Source organism: Lentisalinibacter sediminis (genome assembly GCF_040706615.1).
Classification (GTDB): domain Bacteria; phylum Pseudomonadota; class Gammaproteobacteria; order Steroidobacterales; family Woeseiaceae; genus Lentisalinibacter; species Lentisalinibacter sediminis.
The window spans coordinates 1-22,432 of the sequence record NZ_JAPDRF010000009.1 but is presented as its reverse complement, the minus strand read 5'-3'; the positions used below and the strand labels follow the sequence as shown (position 1 = coordinate 22,432).

6 protein-coding genes are annotated in these 22,432 nt (G+C 67.8%); 1 reads left to right on the top strand and 5 read right to left on the bottom strand.

Annotated elements, in window-relative coordinates; all coding sequences use genetic code 11:
* Window positions 1–29 precede the first annotated feature (29 nt).
* From ACJMKX_RS17090 to ACJMKX_RS17070, 5 genes are all read right to left on the bottom strand, one after another.
* Window positions 30–3,695, bottom strand: a complete 3,666-nt coding sequence (locus ACJMKX_RS17090; RefSeq protein WP_405228091.1) for a hypothetical protein — start codon at window positions 3,693–3,695, stop codon at window positions 30–32.
* Window positions 3,695–10,174: a PKD domain-containing protein gene (locus ACJMKX_RS17085; protein WP_405228089.1), complete on the bottom strand. Its 6,480-nt coding sequence runs from the start codon at window positions 10,172–10,174 to the stop codon at window positions 3,695–3,697. Before ACJMKX_RS17085 ends, ACJMKX_RS17090 begins: the two co-directional genes overlap by 1 nt.
* The gene (locus tag ACJMKX_RS17080) at window positions 10,174–13,704 is read right to left on the bottom strand and encodes a hypothetical protein (protein ID WP_405228087.1); all 3,531 of its coding nucleotides are present in this window, start codon (window positions 13,702–13,704) and stop codon (window positions 10,174–10,176) included. Before ACJMKX_RS17080 ends, ACJMKX_RS17085 begins: the two co-directional genes overlap by 1 nt.
* A complete protein-coding gene (locus ACJMKX_RS17075; protein ID WP_405228085.1) occupies window positions 13,704–20,360 on the bottom strand; it encodes a Calx-beta domain-containing protein in 6,657 nt (2,218 codons plus the stop codon). The genes ACJMKX_RS17080 and ACJMKX_RS17075 overlap by 1 nt, the downstream gene beginning before the upstream one ends.
* A gap of 312 nt (window positions 20,361–20,672) precedes the next feature.
* Window positions 20,673–21,101, bottom strand: coding sequence for a hypothetical protein (locus ACJMKX_RS17070; RefSeq protein WP_405228083.1), 429 nt, complete (start codon window positions 21,099–21,101; stop codon window positions 20,673–20,675).
* Window positions 21,102–21,183: 82 nt separating this feature from the next.
* On the opposite strand from ACJMKX_RS17070, the gene ACJMKX_RS17065 reads away from it, so the two are divergent.
* Window positions 21,184–22,269, top strand: a complete 1,086-nt coding sequence (locus ACJMKX_RS17065; protein ID WP_405228081.1) for a PQQ-dependent sugar dehydrogenase — start codon at window positions 21,184–21,186, stop codon at window positions 22,267–22,269.
* Window positions 22,270–22,432: the final 163 nt, after the last annotated feature.

Genomic DNA, 22,432 nt, shown 5'->3' with positions numbered 1-22,432 from the left:
ACGGCAATCATCGCAGCACCCGGCCGCGCTCAAAAGAGGAATGCCTCCTCGCAGGTCTCCTGGCCAAATTCGGTCAGCAGGGCGAGCCGGTAGGTCTTGTCCTCCCCGCTATCGAGCTTGCCCGTGATCGTGTATACCGGCTCACTGTTCTCGGTCAGGCAGAACCCGTCGCGCAGCGAGCGCAGACCGTAGGTGCAGGCGCCCTCGGAACTCGGGACGTCGCAACGCACGTACACTTTTCGAACTTCCGCATCCACGCCCACGGGCTCGTCCGTGGCCGGGTCCAGCGTATCGTCCCAGACCTCGCCGTACACATAGCTTCCCGGGTCGGCCCGCGGGTTCGTCTCGTTGGTCGGCAGATCCCATGCGAGCGGCCGCGGGCTGGTGACGTTCTGCAGGAAGACGACCGAGTCGTTGGTGTTCCGCAGCTCGAAACGCATTCGGTCATCCTTGACCAGTCCCTGGTCCGCCGAGACGACTAGGGGCAATACTCTTCCGACCACCAGCAGCGCCGTCTCGGTCTTGAGCGGCTGCAGCCCGGGCACGGAGGCGTCGGTGCCCGGCTCGACGACGATGTCGTAGACACCTTCCAGCGTGTTGCCAGGTACCGTCAGCGTGACTTCGGTGCCGGACGACTGGTCCTTGACCGGCAGAGGCGTATTGGGCCAGTTGCCGCCCCTCTCCTCCAGACGCCATTTCGCAGACTCACCATAGACCGCGAGGTTGCTGCCGATCACGGTGATGTCTTCACCCGCTACCGCGAGCGGCGGATTCGTGGCTATCAGCTTCGCCCGCGTGGTCAGCTCGAGTTCGGCGTCCGGTACCGGAATGCGCAGCTTGCGCAGCGGGTAGCTGCCGTACGAGCCGTCGGCAATGGCGAGCTCCATCTGCACCGGTCCGCTGACCAGCTCCTGCAGCTCATCGGCGAAATCCGTGTAGGGGATCGCGAGTTCGACACACGCCGGCAGGCAGGCGGAGGAACCCGCATTCACGTGGCTCTCGTCCAGCGGGACGACGGCGGTCTGGCCGAACTGATCCCTGACGACGAGTTCCGGACACCAGCCATCGCCGCCACAGGGGGTGGTCGCGTTCGGGTCAAGCCGGGCCAGCCAGTCGCCGCCGATGAAGAGCGTGGCGTCCGTGTCATAGAGATCGATCTCGACAGGGAAGACGCTCTTCACCTCGGCGCGGGGCCGCACCCGGAACACGAACTTCTCCGGTGTGAGAACGGCGCTGCCCAGGTTACTCACAAAGGAGAAGATCGCCGTGAAGGTGGAGAGGCCGCTCTTCTCGAGGATCGCATCCTTGACTCGACTTTCGATGATGCCCACCGGATCGCCGATCTTGGCAGCACATTCGAGAAATTTCGGCCCGAATCGGCCTTGGACGTAGCCCCGCGCCCAGGTCGCCAGCTCCGCATCGATGGCAGAGCCCAGGCCCCCTTTGGGGTCCGCCTCGATCGCATCCTCCTCCACCTTGATCCGTCTGGCGAGACTGGCCAGTGCCGCCTTCAGATCGGCGTCCTGCATGAGGTCGTCCCGGAGGCAGTTGATGACGTTCTCGTCGTCGCCGATGCCCGCCAGTCCCAGCATCCAGGGAATCAGCGTCTCGGTCCACATGCGCTGGCGCAGGAACGCGACCAGGTCTTTCTGCTTCTCCGTCAGCTCGACGTAATAGTAGGCGCCGTAGCCGCTGGTGATCACCTCGATATAGCACTGCTCCATGTGGCAGAGCGGTGCATTCCCGTCATCCTTGAGGTAGTAGCCGCCCGGTGTCAGCTGATAGTCGCTGTCCTTGTAATCCACCTCCGCATGGCGCCGGACCCGCTCGCGTGGCATCTCCGCCGGCCGCGTGGCCCTGTCGATGGCATCGAAGATGGGCGCCGGATTACGGAGCCCGGGCTTGACCACGGAGGCGCTGACGATCACGAGGCCGTCGATCTGGATGCACAGATCGGACTTCCAGACGTTCGCATACTCGTCGTCGAGGTCCTGACGTATGGCGAACCAACCGTTTTCATCCGGCGAGTATTCACAACCCTGGAAGCCGGTCCAGCTGAGCCGTTCGGTGCTGGTATCTTCGTGCCGCAGGATGATGATCTGAGAATAGGCATTGCCGATTGTCTCGTCCTTCGGCGGATAGCGCTCGCCCGCCTCGGTACCCTCGGCGTTCTTGTCTTCCGGCGCCTGTCCGAGAGACACCAGCGTCGAGGTCACGATACCGTCCAGGTCGCCCCATGGTGTCGTCGGTTTGGCGAGGGCGGGCGGCTCGCCGGAGGGATTCGCCTTCGCGCTCACCTCTGTTGTCGCGGCCGGAGCGCTCCATTGCTCGACCACCGCATTCAGCAACTCATCGTCGGGCCGGCCGGCGCGTCCCGCCACATGCTCGTTCACCGACATCAGGTAGTCCTGCGCCGCGCTCGTAGCGAGTACGTCTTCCAGGGCCGTCCTCGCCCGGATCCAGTCCGTGCCGTCGGCACCGGGCAGATAGCGCCGCAGGGAGGCGAGCCGGCCGGTCAGCGTACTCGCGGCGGATAGCTCGGCCTCACTGACGCCCGGCCAGACCACGCCGCGCAGCGGACCATAGGAGCGGATCTCGTCGCCGGCAGCGATATCCACGGCCAGCACGGTCGGTTTCCAAGCCGGGAGTTGTACCGCCACGGACTCTCCGGGGCGCAGCCTGTGTTCGGTTCCCTCCAGCCGGAAAAGGAGGCTCTCCCCCTGGGCCAGCGGCAGGTCCGGCGCGACTCGCAGTGTGACCTCCTGACGCAGGTCGACCGCCAGCGTATTCGACCGCTCTGTGGCCGTCCGTGCAACGAGCCGATTCCCGCCGCCCGATGACGGCAGCTGGACCGTGACCGAGTCCGCGTCACGGTCGGCAATAGTGAGAGGCTCGCCGGCGAGCAGCACACTGCTTACCCGGTCGAGATTGCGACCCGTCAGCATCACGGCCGTGCCCGCGATCAGCGGCCCGCCGGGAGCAATCAGCATCGGCTGGTCCAGGCGTAACGTCTCGGTGGCATGAGAAGCACCGCGCATTTCTCCGGCGATGACGTGGATATCCGTCGCACCCGCTTCCGGCATCACCTCGAGCTGACCGTCGCCGGATAGGCGCGCGATGACCGCACGGAATCCCGCCGCGGTTTCGAACGACACCCAGACCCGGGTGGCTCCCGCAGCGGGTAGCCCCGCGACTTCGAGATGGAGGGGATGCCCTTCCAGGGCCACGTCATCCAGTTCGCGGCCGTCCAGGGAGGTCCACGCGCGGGTCACGGCCAGTGAGCCGTCCGCCGCGGAATCGGCAAGGGCAGGCGGCTGGTCGGGCCAGGGGTCGGAGGCGTCGCGGATGCCGTCACGGTCTGCATCCCGGAACCGGAGGCCCTCGTTCGCCCAGAATTCATAGCTGAGGGCGGAGCTGATCTTCTCGAAATCCAGCCCACCGGTTCCGGTGTCGTCGCCACCACCGTCGCCGTCCTCGTCCGTACCGGCGTCGGTGTCCTCGTCGTCCGACTGGCCGCCTTCGTCTCCGCCACCCTCGTCCGGCTGACCGTCACCGCCACCGTCGGCAACCGGCGGCGGAGACGGATCGGCAGTCGTGCCACCGCCGCCTCCACCCCCGCAAGCGGTGAGCCCCGTGCAGAGCAGCGCCGCCAGACAGAGTGCAAACAGCCGGGTTGTGCGATTCTCGATACTCATCACGGTGCCACCACTTCGATCTCCACCGGCAGTTCGATCACGAACTCGCCGTCTGTCACCTCGATGCCGAACGAGGTCTCGCCTGTCGTCGCATTACCTGTGCCGAACAGATACAGGCTGTCCGGAGCCGGGTCGCCGTCGCCGTCCTCGGCCTCATAGAGCGCGCCGGCCTCCACGCTGGCGAACGGCCGGCAGCCGACGCCCTCCTGTGCCACGTCGAGCGAGGGCACCAGCAACACGTCGCACACTCCCGGCGTCGCCGTACTCACGAAGGCGCCGAAAGTGTCGGGCGCCGCCACCAGCAAGTCGTAGGGGGCGCTCTCCGAAGTCTCGACGGGCCAGCGGCGGTCGAAACTGCCCGGCACAGTGGCATAGAGCTCCAGCGCCGGGTCCACGCCGGCGGCCGGTTTCACCCGGTAGACGAAACGCTCCGCATTCGTGTCGTGGTCCTGTACCTGCCAGTACAGCTGGCCGCCGATCACTCGCAGCGCACCCGTGTGGTTGCTCAAGGCCGGGAACACGCCGATGTTCAGCTCGGCCACCGTGCCGTCTGCCGGATCGCCCGACCAGGTCAGCATGGACAGCGGATCGCCGTTGTTCCCCTTCCGTGCGGACGGCGAGACGATCATGACCACCCGGCCGTCCGGCATGACTGCCGTCTCGGGCGCCACGTCGATGGGTGCCAGCGTCTCGATCAGTGCGGCCGGCTCCAGCAGAGGCTCGCCAGTGGAATCGTCCACCACGAACGCTCCCGGCGCGATGAGGAAGGTGGCGAAGCCGATCGGCTCACCGCCCGCCTCCTCGAGGCTCGCGAACAGCAGCGCGGTAGCGCCCGTCTGCTCGATGCCGAGCAGGGTGTCGTCCGTGACGGAGGCGCCGAAATCGGTGGTCGTGAACGCGGCGGTGAACTGGTCGCCGCCCGGCTCGGTGCACGAGAGCCCGGACTCGCCCAGCAGCGCGCAATAGCGCTGGTCGACCACGACGCTCTTCATCGGCGCACTGCCGCCGCAACTGCCGTACGGCGAGGACACCGTGCCGTCGGCCGCGTCCACGCGGTACCAACGGTTCTCCCCGGCAGCCGGATCCGGGCCGCAATAATGCAGGTCGCCGGTACGCGGGTCGACGGCCGTATCGTCGGCCAGCACGCCCGTCAGGGTTTCCGGCGACGCCACGGAAATCAGCGTCTCGGCCGCCGCCGGGTCATAGCGGAACAGCTCGCCGCCGGCAAGGAACCAGGCGGCCGGCGCCCCGCGGGTCGTGCTGAAGCCATCCGCCGCGGCATCGAGTACCAGGCTGCGCGTGCGGGTCGCGAGATCGTATGCCACAACCCGATCGGTGCCGGCGAAGTCCTCGGCCGCGCCGGTCTCAGACAGGATCACCCGGTCGCCGTCGGCGAACACCTCCCAGCTCACGATCTGCGGATCGGACAGACGGCCGGCCAGCAGGTTGGCAGGCGTGAAAGCGGCGTCGTAATAGGTGGTGAACAGCAGGTCCACGCCGCCATTGAAGAGGTTACCGCCGCCCTCGATGACCGCGCCATCGGGATACTGTCCAGGCACGACGGCGCCCATCACCAGCGCGTCGGCGATGATGAACTCCATGGCGTACTCGGTGCCCGGGACGACGGGCACCGCGTCGAAACGGAACTGCATCAGTGTGCTGCGCGGAACGTCCGGCAGGGTGGCGGTGACGATCGGCTCGCCGACGCGCAGCGCAGCCCGCGGCCAGACGTTGACGGTGACGTCGGAGGAGAACGCGCCCGTGCCGCTCAGGAACGCGTCGATGCCCGTCAGCGACGTCTGCTGCGGCACGAAGGTCTGCACGACCGGGTCGCCCAGGCCGCCGCTAATGGTGCCTCCGCTCACCTGGTCCGCGAGCGGCACGGACGGCACGAAGGCCTCGTCGTAATAGGTGCGGAAGAACACGTCCGAACCGGTGCGGCCCACGACCTCACCATCCGGGTAGCTGTCGCCGGTGGTACCGATCAGCAGCGTGGAGAACCGGAACTCCAGCGCATAGGGCTGACCCGGCACGACCGGTATCGGATCGAAACGGAACGGGATCTCGGTCAGGCGCGGATGATCCGTGATGGTCGCGGTCGCCAGCGGCTCGCCGACGCCGACGGCACCCGCGAACCAGACGTTGACCGTGACGTCCGCCGTCAGCTGGGACGTCCCGTTGAGGTAGGCGTCCACGCCGGCGAGATTGGTCTGCTGCGGCACGAAGGTCTGCACGACCGGCGTCCCGATGCCCCCGCTCACGCCGGGGTCGTTCACCTGATCGAGCGCCAGCACGGGCTCGGTCGACGACGAATAGAGGAAGCTCGTGCCGGTATCCTCTACGCGACCGATGGATGGCTGGCGCAGGATCGCACCCGTCGTCAGGATGTCTTCGTCCGGGTCCTCGACGAACGCCAGCAGCTGCTCATAAGTCCATTCGAAGGTGTCGCCGCTCGCCACCTGGGCGAAGGGCACGGCCGCGACGAACGGCGGATCGTTGACCGGATTCACCGTCACGGTGACCTGACCCAGGTCGGCGAGGCCGGACTGGTTGGTGACCGCCACCTCGAACTCGAGATCCAGCGACTGCAGGGTGACGGGCGCCGTGAAGGTCGCCTGGCTCGTGTCGCTCCCCTGCAGGGCGACGGTGGGCGCGCCGGTATCGATCTGCACCCAGGAGTAGCTGAGCGTCTCGCCGTTCGGGTCGGTACTGCCGGAGGCATCCAGGGTGACCGGATCGCGCTCGGCGGCGACGATGGCATTGCTCGCCAGCAGCACATCGGGCGGCAGCGCAGAGGCCTCCGTGTCGTTCAGGGTTACGAGCACGATCCCGTCGTCCGCCACGGTGGCATTATCCGCGCTGGTGATGCGTACCGAGAACGACTCCGCGCCCTCGGCCGCGCCGTCGGCAAAGATCGGCACCTCGATGAGCGCGCTCATCTGGCCGGGCTCGATGGTGAAGCAGCCGGTGACGGCCTGGAAGTCCTCGCCGGCCGTGGCCGTATCCGCCGCGTCGACGAAGGCTTCGTAGCAAACGGTGACCGCTTCGTCGTACATACGGTTCAACTGTACGGCGACCAGCGCGCTACCCGAGGCTCCGGCCGGCTCGAAGACGACGAAGTCGGCTTCGACGGTAACGGTCGGCAGAACCGGGTTACTGCTGCACTCGTTGAAGGCATCGTTGGGGCACTGGTCATCGCCGTCGGCAATGCCGTCGCCGTCGCTGTCGGTCACCCAGGGCAGCGTGAGCCGCCCCACGGGCACGCCGACCTCGCTCATGTTCAGGTAGCCGTCCGCATCGGAATCCGCATTGCGGTCGAGCAGCGTCGCATCGGCCACGATCTCCGGCGCCGCGCCCGGCAGGAGATTCAGGCGCACCTGATAGCGGCGCTCCCGGTCGGCCTCCAGCCGCGCATCGAGCCCGGCCTCGTCGAACCACTCCGGGCAGCGGTCGAGGAAGGCGTTCCATTCCCCGGTCTCGGCCTGCAGCACGGGCAGGAGATCACTGCGCTGGAAACATGAACCGTCGAAACTGCGCCGCAGTTGGCCGGCCATGTATTCGTCCGATCGGCTCCCCGGAACTCCGGCATAGAAACGCGTTCTCAGCCAGTCGCCCAGAGCTGCGAGTGGATTGCCCGCGGTCAGCGCGGCCACCACTTCCGCATGGCTGTCGTCGAGGGTGAAGTCGTCGGCACCGAGTGCGCGGAGGGCATCCTCCCATTCGCTCACGTAGGGTGAAGGCTCCCCGGACAGGCCGCCGAATACCGGCTCCGCGGGCAGCCATTCGTAGACCGGCAGCCCCGGCTGGAATACACGCGTGAGAATCTGCAGATCCTCTTCACCGTCGAGCCGGGCCTCTTCGCTGAGCGCGGACTCGATCACGGCCACTTGCAGGGTGCCGGCTTCGTCCAGCGTCGGCGTCGCAGGCAGCACCAGCCGGCTGGCGAGGAAGTCCACGAATGCCGCCCGCCACTCGTCCGGGGTGGTCCAGGTACCCTCGCCCCGATCCGTGAGCATGTCCACCGGCGTGACGTCCGACTCCCGCGGCAGCCACAGCTTGTAGACGCGGCTGTAGCCGAGCGGCGGCTCCCACGCCGTATCGGTCGGTCCCATGTAGCGGTGCACCGCGCCCAGGACCAGGCTGTCGCCGGCGGGCAGCCGCATCTCCGGCAGATCGTCGGCTGCCAGGGCCGCGCCCACGCCGCTCATGCGGCGGCGCGGTGCAATCTGGTCGGGCGTCAGTCCGGCCGCAACGATCTCGTCATCGCGCAGCAGGGTGGCGGCGTCGAAGGCTACCCTGCCGGTCAGGTCCGCGGCCGCCACGTTCCACCAGCGCATGCCCTGGCGGGTGCCGCCGATGCCGTCGGCGAATGCCGTGTCGTTGAACAGGGTTAGTACCAGGTCGGTGTCGCCGGCCGCCGGCGTGCCGTCGATCTCCGTGACGCCGCCGCCGGTCAACGTGTCGGTGCCCGTCGTCTGCAGCGCGGCCGCCGCCTTGCGGAACTCCAGGTAGACCGGCTGTCCGGGCTGCAGGGCCACCGGCTCGAAACGGAAGCCCACGGGCAACGCCGTGCCAGGTTCGATCGGCACGTTCTTCAGCGTGTGCGATACCAGCAGCTCGCCATCGCGCAGCGAGCCCTGCCAGACGTTCAGCGTGATGTCGTCCCGCGTGCGAGTCTCTCCTGCCAGGGCGGTCACGACGACATCCACGCCGGCCAGATTGTCGGCGGCCGCCGTGAAACTCTGCACGACGATGCCGGGATACGGATCGCCGGCCGCCGCACCGGTGCTCTGCTGGCCGGCGGTGACGGCGGCCGGCGGCGGTGTCACCAGGCTGCCGGCGCCCGGTGCCACCGTGCGTTCCACTTCGTACAGTCGGCTGGCCGCCGGGTAGTCCTTGAAGCGCAGACGCTGCTGCTCATCGAATTCGGTCGCGAGGCTGCCGTCCGGCTCGGGAGACGTGACCTGACCGGTGCAGTCCGCCGGATCGGCCGAGACGACATAGTTGCCTCCGCTCGCACTGCCGCTGACGAAGGCACGCAGTGCGAACGTGGACACCGTATCGCCCGGCGCGAACGGCTCGGTGCCCACCGGAACGCTACCGTGGACCCGCCAGTTCGACCCCGAGATCGGCTCGATATTGAAATCGGCGATGGGGCCGTCCAGCCAGCGGTCGGGCGGGAACTCGCCGGTGTCCTTCGCCGAGCTGCGGACGATGGGTTCCTGGCGGGTGATCTGGGTCTGCTCACCGAAATTCGCCCGGATGGCCTCCTCGCCGGAGCGGAAAGGGAAGCCGTCTGCGCCGACCCCGACGATGATGTCGTAGCCCTCCACGTCATCGGCCTCGGCGAAGAAGCGCAGATCGAAGTAGAAGATGTCGCCGTCGGTGCAGAACTGTGCATCCTGGACCGTCGTAGGGCTGCCCGGATCGAGCAGCGGGTAATCGGTGCCTGTCGAGCCGCCGCCGTTGCCACTGGAGCCGTCGCCGAGATCGATACCGGTCACCGGCTCGCCCAGCTGCGGCTCCGGGTCGAGGTGGTTGGTGCCGCGCAGGATCTCGTCGAAGTCGGACCAGTTGTCGGCGTCGGAGTCGAGCGGCAGGCCCGCCGCGTCGAGGCAGTTCGTGTCGCCGGCGACCGGCGCGCCCGTGGCCGGGTCGAGGCAGTAACGGCGCAGCCACTCGTCGAACTCGCTCCAGCCGTCGCTGTCCGTATCGGCGGTCCAGTCGTCCTCCAGGGGATTGAGACCCATGTCGATCTCGACCGCGTCGGGTATGCCGTCGCCGTCGGTGTCGCGGCGCTGCTGCGAAGGATCGATGACCAGCGTAAAGTTCGCCTGGTCCGTAGCGACCACGCTGCCGCCGGAGCTCAGCCGGGCGGACACCGAGTAGCTGCCGTTGTCCACCAGGTAGAGCACTTCCTGGTAGTAGCCGTTCTCGCCGTCCACGTCGGCGCTGCGGGCCAGCGTCACGGTATCGCTCCGGACGACGGCGGTTGTCGCCGTATCGGTGATGCTCCAGCTGAGAGCGTGATCGGCGGCGGCCAGGCGCTCGGCGCTCACACCAATGGTTACGGCGACGGTGCCGGTGAAGTCGCCGCCGTCCGGGTCGATCACGAGGTCGCGGTGACCGCCGGCATCGCCCGCACCGAGTGCAAGGGCGGCGTCGCCGATGCCGATGAACGAGACAGCCGGCTGGCCGGGCGTCATGGGTACGGTACTCGACGGCAGAGCGTTGATCAGCACCGGGTCCGCGACGCCTATCCCGAGCAGACTCGCGTAGTCCTTCGTGACCTGGTTCAGCCAGGCGCCGTCGCTGTAGCCGGTCACCTGACCTGTCTCCGGGTCCACTAGCCACAGATTCGCGGTATCGCCGCTGAACAGCGGACTCGGCGCCTCCTGGGCCACGGCCGGCCCGGCCAGGCCGGCGAACAGGAGCGCGACAGCGGCCGAAGCCTGCGCGATGGTCCTTGACCCGAGCATCAGTTGGCCCCTCCCACCCAGTCGCTGACCCGCCACTCGACCGGCGCCTGGTTCTCGTCGAAATAGACGGCCTGATAACGCCACTCGTAGGGTTCGGCGCCGGCGTTATCCCGCGACAGTCGGAACGGGTAGCGGTCGACGAACCAGACGGCGACACCGGCACCCGTGAAATCGCTTTCATCCACCAGTTCGACGTAGGGGTCGTTGAGTGTCCAGATGGATATATTCCGATCCGAGACCTCGATCACCTCACGGTCGAAATGCACGTAGTCGATCAGCGGCGAGACCTGGATCCAGTCCGACGGCACGCCGCCGGCCACCCGGCTCTGGCGGTACAGGATGAATTTCAGGGACTCCCTGATGGCCTGCCGACTGCGCGCGAGACCGCCCGACAGGCACTGGTAGGTATCGAAGTTACGTTCGGCGATCTCGGGCACGACCGGGTCGGTGACGTTGGCCTGCCCCGGCCGGAGCATCTGGCAGTCCGGGAAGTCCTGGATGCCGTTCGGCGCCGGAAGCAGGGCCGGACTCTGGGCGAGCTCCAGCGCCAGGAAAGGCTGCAGCTGGCGGAAGCCGGTGACGAGTGCCGCTGCCAGCGGCTCACCCTGAGGCACGCCGGCCACCAACGGCCAGGGCAGATATTCCGGCAGATCCTCACCGCTCGCCGTCCGCGTGAAACAGCGCTCGGCGCTCCAGTCCGAAGTCCGCGCACGGCCATTGCCGTCCTCCCGGCCGACTGACAGCATGCTGAGGCAGTAGCGGTCCTTCGTGCCCTGGCGCGGGTCCACGGCCACGTTGAAGCTGACGCTCGTCCCCGGCTCCTCGCCGATCACCGGGATACTCTCCACGGAGCGCGAACTCTCACCGCCGGCGGGTTCGTAGACCAGTCGGGCCAGCGCGGTGGCCACCTGCTCGGCCGGCAGGCGGAAGGTGAACCGGGCCAGCTCGTCGTCTACGTCGAAGCTCAATATCTGCGGCGGCGCCGGCGGCTTCGGATTCGACGGCGACAGCGTGCAGGGGATGTGCACCACCGCGGAGAGGTTGTTGTTCTCGTCGCTCACGATGGCATAGCCGCAGAACTGGCCGCCCCGGGGGCGGTAGTTGATGAGGCCGTCCGGATCGCAGGTGCTGCCGACGCGGGTGGCCGTGCCGTCCATATTCTCGAACAGCGCGATGCAGGTGCGGCTGGTCGGGTCGTCGGGGTGATTCACCGTGACCGTCACGCCGCCGGGCACCAGGTCGCCGGGCTCGGCGGCAACCTGGCCGTCGACCAAGTCGGGCACGATGCGCACGCTGCCCGACTGGCAGAAACGGATCTCGTCCGGCAGCGTCACCGAACACTGGACGCCGCCGGTAGTGCCGGTCAGGCCGTTGAAGGTGACTGACACGTCGGTGGCCTTGCCGCAGACGTTGCGGATGCCTTCACAGGCAGTGTCGTCGAACTCGTCGACGAACGCCTCCGAATAGGAGCCGTCCGCGCAGCTCACCGTGAACTGGACGTCTTTCTCGTTCGTCTGCTCCGAATTGATGTCTTCCTCGAAGCTCCAGGGAACGTTCGCCTCGGTCTCTGCGCGGCAGCCATTCGGCACTTCCCCGGGCTTGGTGACATCCACGACGGGCGGAGGCGGCGGATCCCGGTCCGGGAAGATGCCGCGCTGGGGCGAGCTCAGATGACTCAGGCGTCCAACCGGCACGGCCGGCGTCGTCGCCTCCGAAGCGATGCGGTACCAGTACACGGCATCCCGGTTGTCCGTGATGATGTTGCCCTGGGAGTCCCGCTCGACGAAGGCGGGCACGCGGTCGCGCAACCGCACCACCGGTCGGGCGTTCGAATTCAACTGACGCGGAATCGAGAGCTCCGCGCCGCTGTTGTTGGCCGGCCAGACCAGGTAGTTAGGCGCATCTTCCGGCCACTGGCCGCCGTCGCACTGGGTACCGAGGCTGCGCTCGAACAGGTCGTAGCGCTTGTTGCCATCGAGATCCGGGATCTCCGCCTTGTCCTCGACGCCGTCGCCGTCGCTGTCGCGGAAGCGGCCGGCCACGTCAAAGTCGGTGAACCGGTAGACCCGATAGCGATTCACGTCCAGCCGGACGCTGTTATTGCGGCCAGCCCCACAGTTGCCGCCGAGCGGCGCGTACTCCAGCAGGCCGGTGGTGGTCGCCTCGACCACGTTGCAAAACAGCCGCGTGCCGGTATAGGCCGCCGCGTAAGTGTCGACGTTCACCTCGTCCCAGGTCAGCGCGAGGGTCTCCGGGCCGCCGGTCAGATCGGGGCTGGTGCGATCCGGGAAGGTGCGCACGTTCCAGGGCGCCGGCGGCCGGGTCAGGTAGGGCACCTCCACGATCGTCGCGGCCGTGGGGCCGTAATTGCCGGTGAAATCCCTGGGCACCAGATAGTAGGCACGCCGATCGCCCGGCCGCACCCCCGCTCGCGCCAGCGTGTCCCGGGCTTCCAGCCACTTCGGTTCGACCGGCACGTCTTCCGCGGGCACGTCCGGCAGGGCGACACCGGCCTCGCGCAGACGATCGCGGGCTGCCACCCAGTCCGCATCGGCCACACGCTTGCCGGGATCGACGATCAGCGAGACGTTGACCTTCTCCAGGCCCGGAATCTGCGGCCGGCCGCGGCTGTCCACGCCGGCGCCAGCCGCGAGCGCGGCGATATCGCGGGCCGGCGGGTCCATCACGGAGGGATCCAGGTTGTCCGTCGTGCGGTAGACGTCGAAACCGGCGATGTAGGCCTGCGCGGCCACGCGGTCGGTGACGACGGCGGCGCCGGGCGAGGCCCAGTCGAGCATCACCGTGAAATGGTCCTTGCCCGACTCCGGCAGATCGCAGCGGTAATCCGTCACGCGGATCTGGCGGAACTCGGTGGCGCCGAGCGGCTGCTGTACCTGGGTCAGGTCGATCTCGAGTTCACCCACCTTCACGGTGGCGCCGGCCGCGTTCACCGCCAGCAGCTCGTAGCCGGCGAGGTTGCCGCCGCCGGCCCCGGCCGGCGCGGTGTCGATCCAGGCACGGTTGCGGGCACGAGCCACATTGAAATCCGTGCGCGAACCGAGCATGGACCAGAGCGGATTGAAGGTCTCGGAGGCAGGGTCGATCAGCGCATGCAGCTCGCCGGCGAACTGGTTGGCGGAGAACGGCCTGCCGGCGTCGCTGGCGAGTTCCGCGAGGCGGGTGATGGTCTCCAGCCGGCGCCGCGACTGACCCGGCTCCTGGTAGAGGCCGGCGATCTCCGGCGCCGATTTCACGGTCAGCGCAGGGAAGTCCGGCTCGATGGCCACGCCGTTACGCACTACCCGGAAGGCTGTCACGTCGGGCGGGAGCTGCCCTTCCAGCACGTTCCAACGCAGGTAGACCTCGGTGCGGGCCGGCTGCACGGCGTTGTTCACCACGACCCGGCCGAGGAAGTAGAACTGGCTCTCGGCCGCCTGCGCCGTCGTCGTGGAGAACACGGCCGCGGCCGTCAGCAGGACGGCGGTGGCAGCGGCAAATGTGGTGCGGATATCGAGCATTCTGCTACCCATCAGAAGATCGCCTGCGGCGACGGCGGATCGAACAGCCAGTTGCCGTTATCGAAGGTGGCGCGGAACTGCACGTCGCCCGTGCCGCACCAGGAGTCGTTCCGGCTGCGCGGCACGCTGGTCCACGTTCCCGGGTCGCAGTCGAAGCCGACGCCTGCCACGCCCCACGCCTCACCGGTGAGTTTCAGGTCGCCGTCGGTGCTGACGCTGCCGCCGACGGTGACCTTGCCCTTGATGGAGGCGATACAGCCCACCTGGCCGACGGCCCCGCCGCCCACGAGTCCGCCGAGCACCGTCGGCTGACCCACGAAGATCCACTGCCCGAAATCGGCTGACACGCCGACGTTCAGCGCGCAGCCGCCCGGGATGATCGGGATCGTGGCGCCGCCGCGCATGTAAGCGCCGATGAAGCCGCTGGCCGGGAGCGAGGGCAGGTACTTCTCCACCTGCGGGTCGAGATCCGTCAGCACCGTGTTGCCCGGGCAGACGCGCCCGACTAGGAAGGCCACGTCGGCGGTGAGACCGCTGAACGAGGCACCGGCCGTGGCGCCGACGTAGGTCTGCAACTCGCCGAGTCCCGCTGCGAAGCCCGGATCGAAGATGATGGCGTCGCTGAAACCGATCTCGCCGATGGTGTTGATGCCGCCGAACACGCCGATGGGTAGCAGTGCGGGCCCGGGGCCGTCCTCGTTGCCCTGCAGCGTGAAGCCGAGATAGAGCTTCTCGATGGTGATATCGGCGGCCAGCACGTTGATCGGCAGGCCGTAGGCGGAGATCTTCACGTCGAGCAGGCTTTCGCTCTCACCCACCGCGCAGGCCGTCGGCGTGTTCAGATCCGGATCGATGTGCCGCGCCGACCAGCTCTCCGCATCGAGCGCGGCGCCGAACCTCGTGCTGTCGCCGTCGCCCGAGCCTCTCATCGTCCAGCCGGCGCTGATGTGGGCCCGCTCGAGCTCGTTGCCGGCAATGGTGGCGAAGCCGTTCACCTCGGCGGCCTGCAGCGGAATGGCGCGCACCACCGCCGTCGCCTCGGCCAGGGCGTCGTTCACCGGACCCGCGACGCTCGCGAGCGCCTCGCGGATGACCTCGTTCAGCTGGTCGGTGAACTGCAGCACGATGCCATTCATGGAGGTACCGATCTCGCCGAAGTGCCGGTCCATCCCGAGGCGCAGCTCGCGCACCGGCGCGGTGCGCAGAATCTCCGTGGCCAGCATCCGGCGCAGTTCCTCGGGACTCATGTACGCGCCGGGCAGCCGGTCATCGGTCCAGGACACCAGGATGCGCTCCGCCTCGTCGAACGCATCGCCCATCGCATTATTGGCGTTGCCGAACACCAGGTCCGCGAGGTCGCGCTGATCGGCATTGCCGTCGTCTGCCGCGATGGCATTGATGCCCCAGGGCGCCTCCGCCGCCGGCGCGCCGGTCAGGCTGCTGCAGGTCGCCTGACTGTGGGTCGCGTTATAGAGCACGCACTCCACCAGACTCCTCAGCTGAGGCCCGGTAAAGTTCTCCGCCTCGTCGCGCACGGTATCGAGCCCTGCCCGGAGTGCGTTCAGCGGCGCAAGCACATGATCGCGTAACACGCGCTGAGCCTCCTCGATGCGCTCGATCGGCTCCTCGGCGCCGGCCAGGACCACCTGCAGGTCGAAGGAGCGGTCGCGAATCTCCTTGGTGAGATCGAACACCCGCGCGGTGACCAGCTGCACGTCACCCTGATTGCAGATGACGTCCTGCACCGCCTCGTCCGCGGCCTTGACAAACTCCAGCAGTTCTTCCGTGGCGTTGCGGATACGCTGCCGCGCGGTCACGAGTCGCCGGCGTACGTCGTCGTTCCTCGTGAGCGATTCGGCCGCATCGAACAGCTGGTTGGTGTTGCGGATGATCGTGGCGACACGGCGCACAGCCGCGAACCGGACGGCCACGTCGTTCAGGTAACCGTTGCCCTCGGCGTCGGGCACCAGCCCGTTGGCGCAGGCCGAGTCGACGAAGCTCACGGCCTGGGAGACGGTGAGGTCCACGTCGAAGGTGGCCTGACGCAGGGCGGCGAGCTGATCCCTGGCCGTATCGCGCAGGGTGCGTATCTGCCCGACCACGTCGGTGATCCGGTCATCGGCCTCGCCGGCAGCGCCTGCGATGGCATCGACCACATTCTCGAGTTCGGCCAGGGGCGCGAGGGCACTCTCGAGCTGCTGCGCCGTCAGGTTGTCCGGCAGGTTCTCGACCGTCGACTCCGTCTCCGCGAGGCGCGTTCGCAGCTGCTGCTCGAGCCCGAACAGCTCCGAGGCCAGCGGTTGCTGGAGTTCGCTGCGGATGAGGCCGATCGCCTGCTGCGGCACGCCCTGCACCTGGGCCAGCAGCTCGCTGGCGGTGACGAACGGGTCCTGACCGTTGGGCGTCAGCGGGGCCGTCGCCTCCCCGACCTTCTCCAGCCCCGTCTCGAGACCCGTCTGCAGCAACTCGTCCATGCCCCGGCTGGCATAGCGGTTCACCACGTTCACCGTATCCAGGAAGTCGGTGAGCGCGGGCTCCAGCAGCGGGCCGTCGATGATGCCGAGGTCCTCCAGCGTGCGGTCCACCGCAGCCGCGCTGTCCGGGTCGGTGATATCCACCTGGATGCTCAGCCCTTCGAGCCGCGTGAAGTCGGCACTGGCGCCGAAGCTGAGCTTGGTGCGATCGGGCTCGATGAAATTGATGCCGGCGTGCGCCTCCAGCACGAACAGGTCCCAGGGGAGGTCGCGGCCGAGGAAACGGGACTGGCGGCCGCGCGCATCCTCGTCGCTGTTGCCGGAGTCGAGCTGCCAGGGCTGGTAGAAGACCGGCAGCTGGAAACCGAACCCGGTGCGGCCCCATTCGTACCGGGCGGTGAGGTTCAGCGAGTCATCCTTCTCCCCGTCCTGTATCGCCTCCTCCAGGAGCGCGCGGTTGCGCTGCGACTGAGTGCGCGACGCGAGCTTGTCCTTAGGCAGCACCACCGTGGGCTCGGGCGCGATATCCGAGAAGCGCCGCTGGTTGGCGACGCGCAGATCTGCCTCCAGCGAATTCCAGAACGGCACGCCCACCTGGGTGTTGCCCAGCGTCAGCCAGCCATAGCCCTCTCCGTCGACGCTCGCTGCCCCGAGCTCGGCGCCGTCCGTACGCACGGGGAAGCCCTGTCCTTCCTCGCTGCGGTCGAACCGATAGGTGGCCAGCTCGCCGCTGCGCTGGTTGCTCAGGGTGCCCGCGGGATCCCAAAAAGTGTCGAATGCCACCGGCTTGTCCAGTGCAGCGAAGTTCATCTGGTGCTGCAGGAAGAAGTCCTGCTCTCCGACAGCGCAGGCCTGGCGCAGGTCGCCACCGTCGAAGCCGGCGGCGAAGATATCCGTGGGCGCCTTCCAGCTGTAGAGCACCGGGCTGCAGTTCTCGTCGGTGAAGCCGTTGGAGTTGTTATCGACGCCGTCTTCGCAGCGCTCGTATACGAGGTCCACGTTGCCGAGACGGGCGCTGCAGTCGATCTCGAGGTTGGTGAAGTGGATGTCGAGTCCGTCCGGACCGCCGGCGTCGCCCTGCAGCGCCAGTCGGCCGTCGATCCAGGTGTAGTCGTCCAGCACGTTGTCCACGGCGCGCACGGCGAAGCGCGTCAGGTCCAGGTCGTAGCCGTAGAACTGCGGCGCGGAACCGCCGAGACCCGCCGAACGGACGTTGAACACGCCGGTGATACCCGCATTGCGGATGACGTATTTCACCGCCGGCGCGGAATCCAGGCTGAAGGCCGAGTCGACGCCGTTATCCAGCCGCAGCGCGGTGCCGAGCAGTCCAACATCCTGGCCGTCACCGGTCTGCGGGATGCCCACGCCGTCCCGATAGATCTCGGGTCCGATAGAGAGACCGGCGGGGTGATAGTTGCCGTCGACGAACGCGTCGCTGCCGGCCGGGTATTTCTCGACGTTGCCCGGCGCCGCCGGCTCATTCAGGTGGGCCAGAAGGTGGCCGCTCAGCGGCACGCCGTCGTCGGGGATCACGTAACCGGCGAGAGCCAGCTTCAGCGTCTGCTGCAGCGTCAGGTCGTCCGGACGCGCCCACGCGTAGGTGCCGTCCGCACGCGCCCCGAACCGGGGCTCGGCGTGGCTGCCGCTGTTGGTGACATCGCCCACCAGGTAGCCGTCGCCGTCCAGCAGCACCGAGGAGCCGGTGACGGTGAACTCGTCCGCCTCCCCGCTCACGCAGTCCGGACCGGTACAGGAGGTGCGTTGCTCGAGGGCGAAAGACGTCAGTCCGACGGTCGTCGGCTGCAGCGCGTTGCCGTCGATGGTCTGGGTGAAGGTCTGCCACTCGGTGCGGGCTTTCGGGAAGGCCGTGCGACCGGCATTCGCCCCGCCGCCGGGCACCGTGACGTCGCCGTCGATGCCGTCCGGCCCCAGGATCAGCGAGCCGGTGCTGCCCGCCACCGCGCGGTACCAGACGTCGTTGGAGGACGGGCCGCCCCGGGAGCGCGGATCCTGGCTGGAGTAGCCGGGATCCATGATATAGCGCATATCGCTGTAACCGATCTCGAGGCCGGCCGGCGTCAACGAGAAACGGGAGATGCGGAAGGTGAACGGCCACCCCTCGGCGTGGAGTTCGTTGATGAACGTGCCGCCGGGGATGATCGCCGGGAGGAGGAACAGGCCGCCGACGGTGGTGGACTCGTCCCTGAGCGCCTCATTGTCATTGTCCGCCGTCAGCACCGAGTACACGCCGTCGGGCAGCAGGAAGAACACCGAACTGTCCGGCGGCGCCGTGCCGCCGAAGGCATCGAGTTGTCCCTCCACCAGGACGGCCGGCCCGGGGTCGGGCGCCGCCGCGTCGAAATCCACGCACAGCTGACCGCTCGTGAACGGCAACGGCGACTCCGCCTGCGCGTAGTTGGCGTCGATGGCGTACTGGCTCTCGGCACAGCCCGCATCCGCGCCCGCACTGACTTCGCTCACGACCACGATGCCGAGCTCCGTGTCGCCCACCAGCACGGTATCGGGCACGGTGATCAGCGACGGCAGCGCGATGGCGTCCGCCACCTGCGGATTCGCGCCAACCCGTGCCTCCAGTGACAGGTCCCAGCCGCCGGCCTGTGCATCGGCCGCCAGGGTGGCGACCGCCGCATCGTCGAGGCGGACGAGCGGCGTGCGCGGCATCGCCGCCTCGCTCACGAGCTGCAGCGACTCCTGGCGGTAGATGTAAGGGCCGAGGGGTACTTCGCCCTCGGTGCCGACACTGCTCTCGGCCACCAGGAAGAAGTCCACTCGCCAGTCGCTCGCCTGCGGCGTGCACAGCGTCGGGTCCGGGCAATCGGCGGCAAGGTCGATGAGCGTGTCGCCCACGGACACCTGGCCTTCGACGAAGCCAAGGCCCGACTCCTGCCCGGTGATCTCAGCGCAGCTGGCATCGCTCAGTCCGAGCAGCGGATTGCAGATACGGGCGAGTTCGAAACTCATCACCTGGATGTCCGCGGCGGCCTGGTTATCCAGCGTGGACGGCGCGCCGTTCCGCACGGAGACGCTGGCGCTACCCTGATACACGGGGTAGGCAGCGGTCTGCGAGGCGATGGTCACCGCAATCGTCTCGGTGCCCTCGGCGAGGGCGTCGATGATCAGCGGGATCTCCAGATTCGCGATGGATTGGCCGGCCGGGATGGTCACGCGCTCGGCGGTGCCGATGAAATCCTCGCCGCTGGTCGCGGTGTCGGACTCGACGGCAACCTCCACGGTAACGGCCTCGCTGGCCGCCTCACCCAGGCGCACGGAGATGCGCGCACGCCCGCTCGCTTCCCAGACCCTCGCCCCGCTGACGGAGACGGAGGCGGCGGGTGCGGTCTCCCAGTCGCAGGTGCCTTCGGCGATGCACGTCAATATCTGGGTATCGATGCCGCCGAACAGATCCTGCGGCAGCGTGTAGCCGGAGTTGTCGACGGCGGCATCATAGACGAGACCGGCGGACAGGCCGGACAGCGGGCTGAGCGCTGCCTGGGCGTCCTCCAGCGTGTCGGCGGCGAGAATGCCGTCCAGCAGTTCTCCGAATCCCCCGGCAAACAGCTCGTTGCTCTCCAGCTGCTGCACGACGCCGCCCGAGTAGATGAGCAGCGCCAGATTGGGGTCGGTGAGGTCCGAGTCGTCGGTGATGTCGTTGAAGTCGAGCCGGGAGGGATCGGTGCCGTCGGCAAAGCCGAGCACATCGCCGACCAGCGCATCCTGCTGCTCGATCAGGTCGCCGGCCGACAGCTCGGTAGTGGTCAGTTCCTGCAGGGCGAGTTCGGCCGAGAGCGTGGTCGCCAGGTTTATGTTGGCGTCGATGTCCTCGGTGCCGGTGTCCAGCAGCAGCATGAGCGGCTCGTCGAGGACGACGGTCTCGCCCGTGAATTCGCTGGTGAACGAGCCCGTGGCCTCGAGCAGGGTGAGCTGCCCGGATTCGACCTCCACGGAGTAGTCCTGGTCGGTGACGATGGCATCGACGGGATCGGTGAAGCCGCCGGTCCCGTCGTCGAACGCGAACGCCGAGACGTCGAGGTCGTCGAACAGCCCCTTCTGGACCGTGCCGGAGATGGTGATGGTCGTGGGCGGCGGCGGACCCGGCGGCGGCTCCGGGAATTCGTAGTCGTCCCCGCCGCTGCCCCCGCAGCCCGCGAGTCCGAGACTCGCGACCAGCCCCAATGCGAATGTTGCTCCCCTGCCCCGATTTTTCGTCCGGTGCCGGAGTGCCTTTCCGTCAAGCACTCGTATGCCCACCCCGTTGTTGTCTTTGTTGTCGTTATGTCGCCCGTTGATCGGGCGTTTTGCTTTTCGGGGGAGAAGCTAGCAGAACAGAACTGACTTGCGTGGGCGCCGGATACCCAATTTTCTGGGCATGCATACCTATTTTTCGCGAATTCCCGCAGGCAGTTAACGTAATCAAGTGTAGGAGGGCCTTCAGGCCCGATCCGGCACGGCCGGCCGGAGAAAAAAGAATCGGGCCTGAAGGCCCTCCTACCGGGAGGTGAGCCGACTGAAGAGGTAACCGCCCACCGCGCCGCACAGCCCCTGCACCGCCAGGCCGGCACCGGTGCGGGCGACGGCCACCGGCGTGATGTCGAAGGCGGCGTTCAGCGCCAGATGGATCGTCACTACGGCCGCGGCACCGGCAATCGTATAAAGGAGATAGCGCCGACGCGGCAGCCAGCGCAGCAGCAATGCCGCAACGCCGAAGGCGATCAGGAAGCCGATGACCAGCATGGGCAGGAACGACGTGGCCATGCCGCCGAGATCGTGGACGATCATCTCCAGCCGGGTGCCGAAGCCGACCTCAGCGCCCATGCCCTCCAGGCTCGCGGCCACGTGCTGACTGGCCGAGATCACGGCGAGCAGGTAAGTCAGCGCCACGGCGAGCGCGAAAGATCCGATCCGTCTGGCCCACATCGCCTGCGTCCTCCCCCGCGCTACAGCAGCGCCGGAACCGGTGCTAGGCTAGCACAGTCATCACCCGTTCATCGGAGCCGTCATGTGCCAGCGCCTCGTCCTCTCGCTACTGCTCGCGGCCGCGCCGGCGCTTGCCGCGGCCGCGCCCGACGCGCCCGATTACCGGCTGGAGACCGTCGCCAGCGGCCTCGACATGCCCTGGTGCGTGGCGTTCCTGCCTGAGGGCGGCTTCCTGGTCACCGAACTCGGCGGCACGCTGCGGCCCGTGAGCGCCGACGGCACCGTGGGCGGTCCCATCGGCGGCGTGCCGGAAGTCTACCGCGCGAGCCAGGGCGGACTGTTCGACGTGCTGCTCGCGCCGGACTTCGCAACCAGCGGCGTGCTGTATCTCTCCTATGCCGAGGGACCGCCGGACTCCAACGCCACTGCGGTCGCGCGGGCGCGGCTGGAAGGTGACGCGCTCGCCGGCGTCGAGGTGATCTTCCGCGTCGCACCGCGCAAGGACACGCCGGTGCACTACGGCGGCCGCCTGGCCTGGCACGCCGACGGCACACTGCTGCTCACCACCGGCGACGGCTTCGACTATCGGGAGGCAGCGCAGGACCTCGGCAATCAGATGGGCAAGGTGATCCGGATGAATCCCGACGGCTCGCCGGCCGATGGCAATCCGTTCGCCGAGGCCCCTTACGTGTGGAGCTACGGCCACCGCAATCCCCAGGGCCTCTCGGTGGCCGCCGACGGCACCGGCTGGCTGCACGAGCACGGCCCGAAGGGCGGCGACGAGATCAACGTCATCGAACCCGGCGTCAACTACGGCTGGCCGGTGGTCACCTACGGCCTGGATTACAACGGCGCCTACGTCTCGCCGTTCACCGAGATGAAAGGGATGCGCCAGCCGCTGCACGTCTGGACGCCCTCCATCGCGCCGTCCGGGCTGGCGGTGTACGAGGGCACGCTGTTCCCCGAATGGCGGGGCGACCTGTTCGTGGGCGCGCTGGTCGACAAGAATGTGCGCCGCCTGGACGTAGAGGGCGGCGAAATCGTCGGCGAAGAAGTGCTGTTCGGCGAGATCGGCGAGCGCATCCGCGACGTCGCCACCGGACCCGACGGGGCCATCTACATCCTGGCGGAAGGCGAGCCGGGCACCCTCTGGCGCGTGACGCGCTGAGTAGGAGGGCCTTCAGGCCCGATTTTTCAATGAATCGGGGCTAAAAGGAACCTCTAAAAACCCCGGCGTATTCCTGTCAAAATTGCGCGCAGGAGATTTGGCGCGAGGTGACGGGGATGCAGCCGGGTTTTTTCGATTTGGAAGATCGCTACGCGCTGCTGGA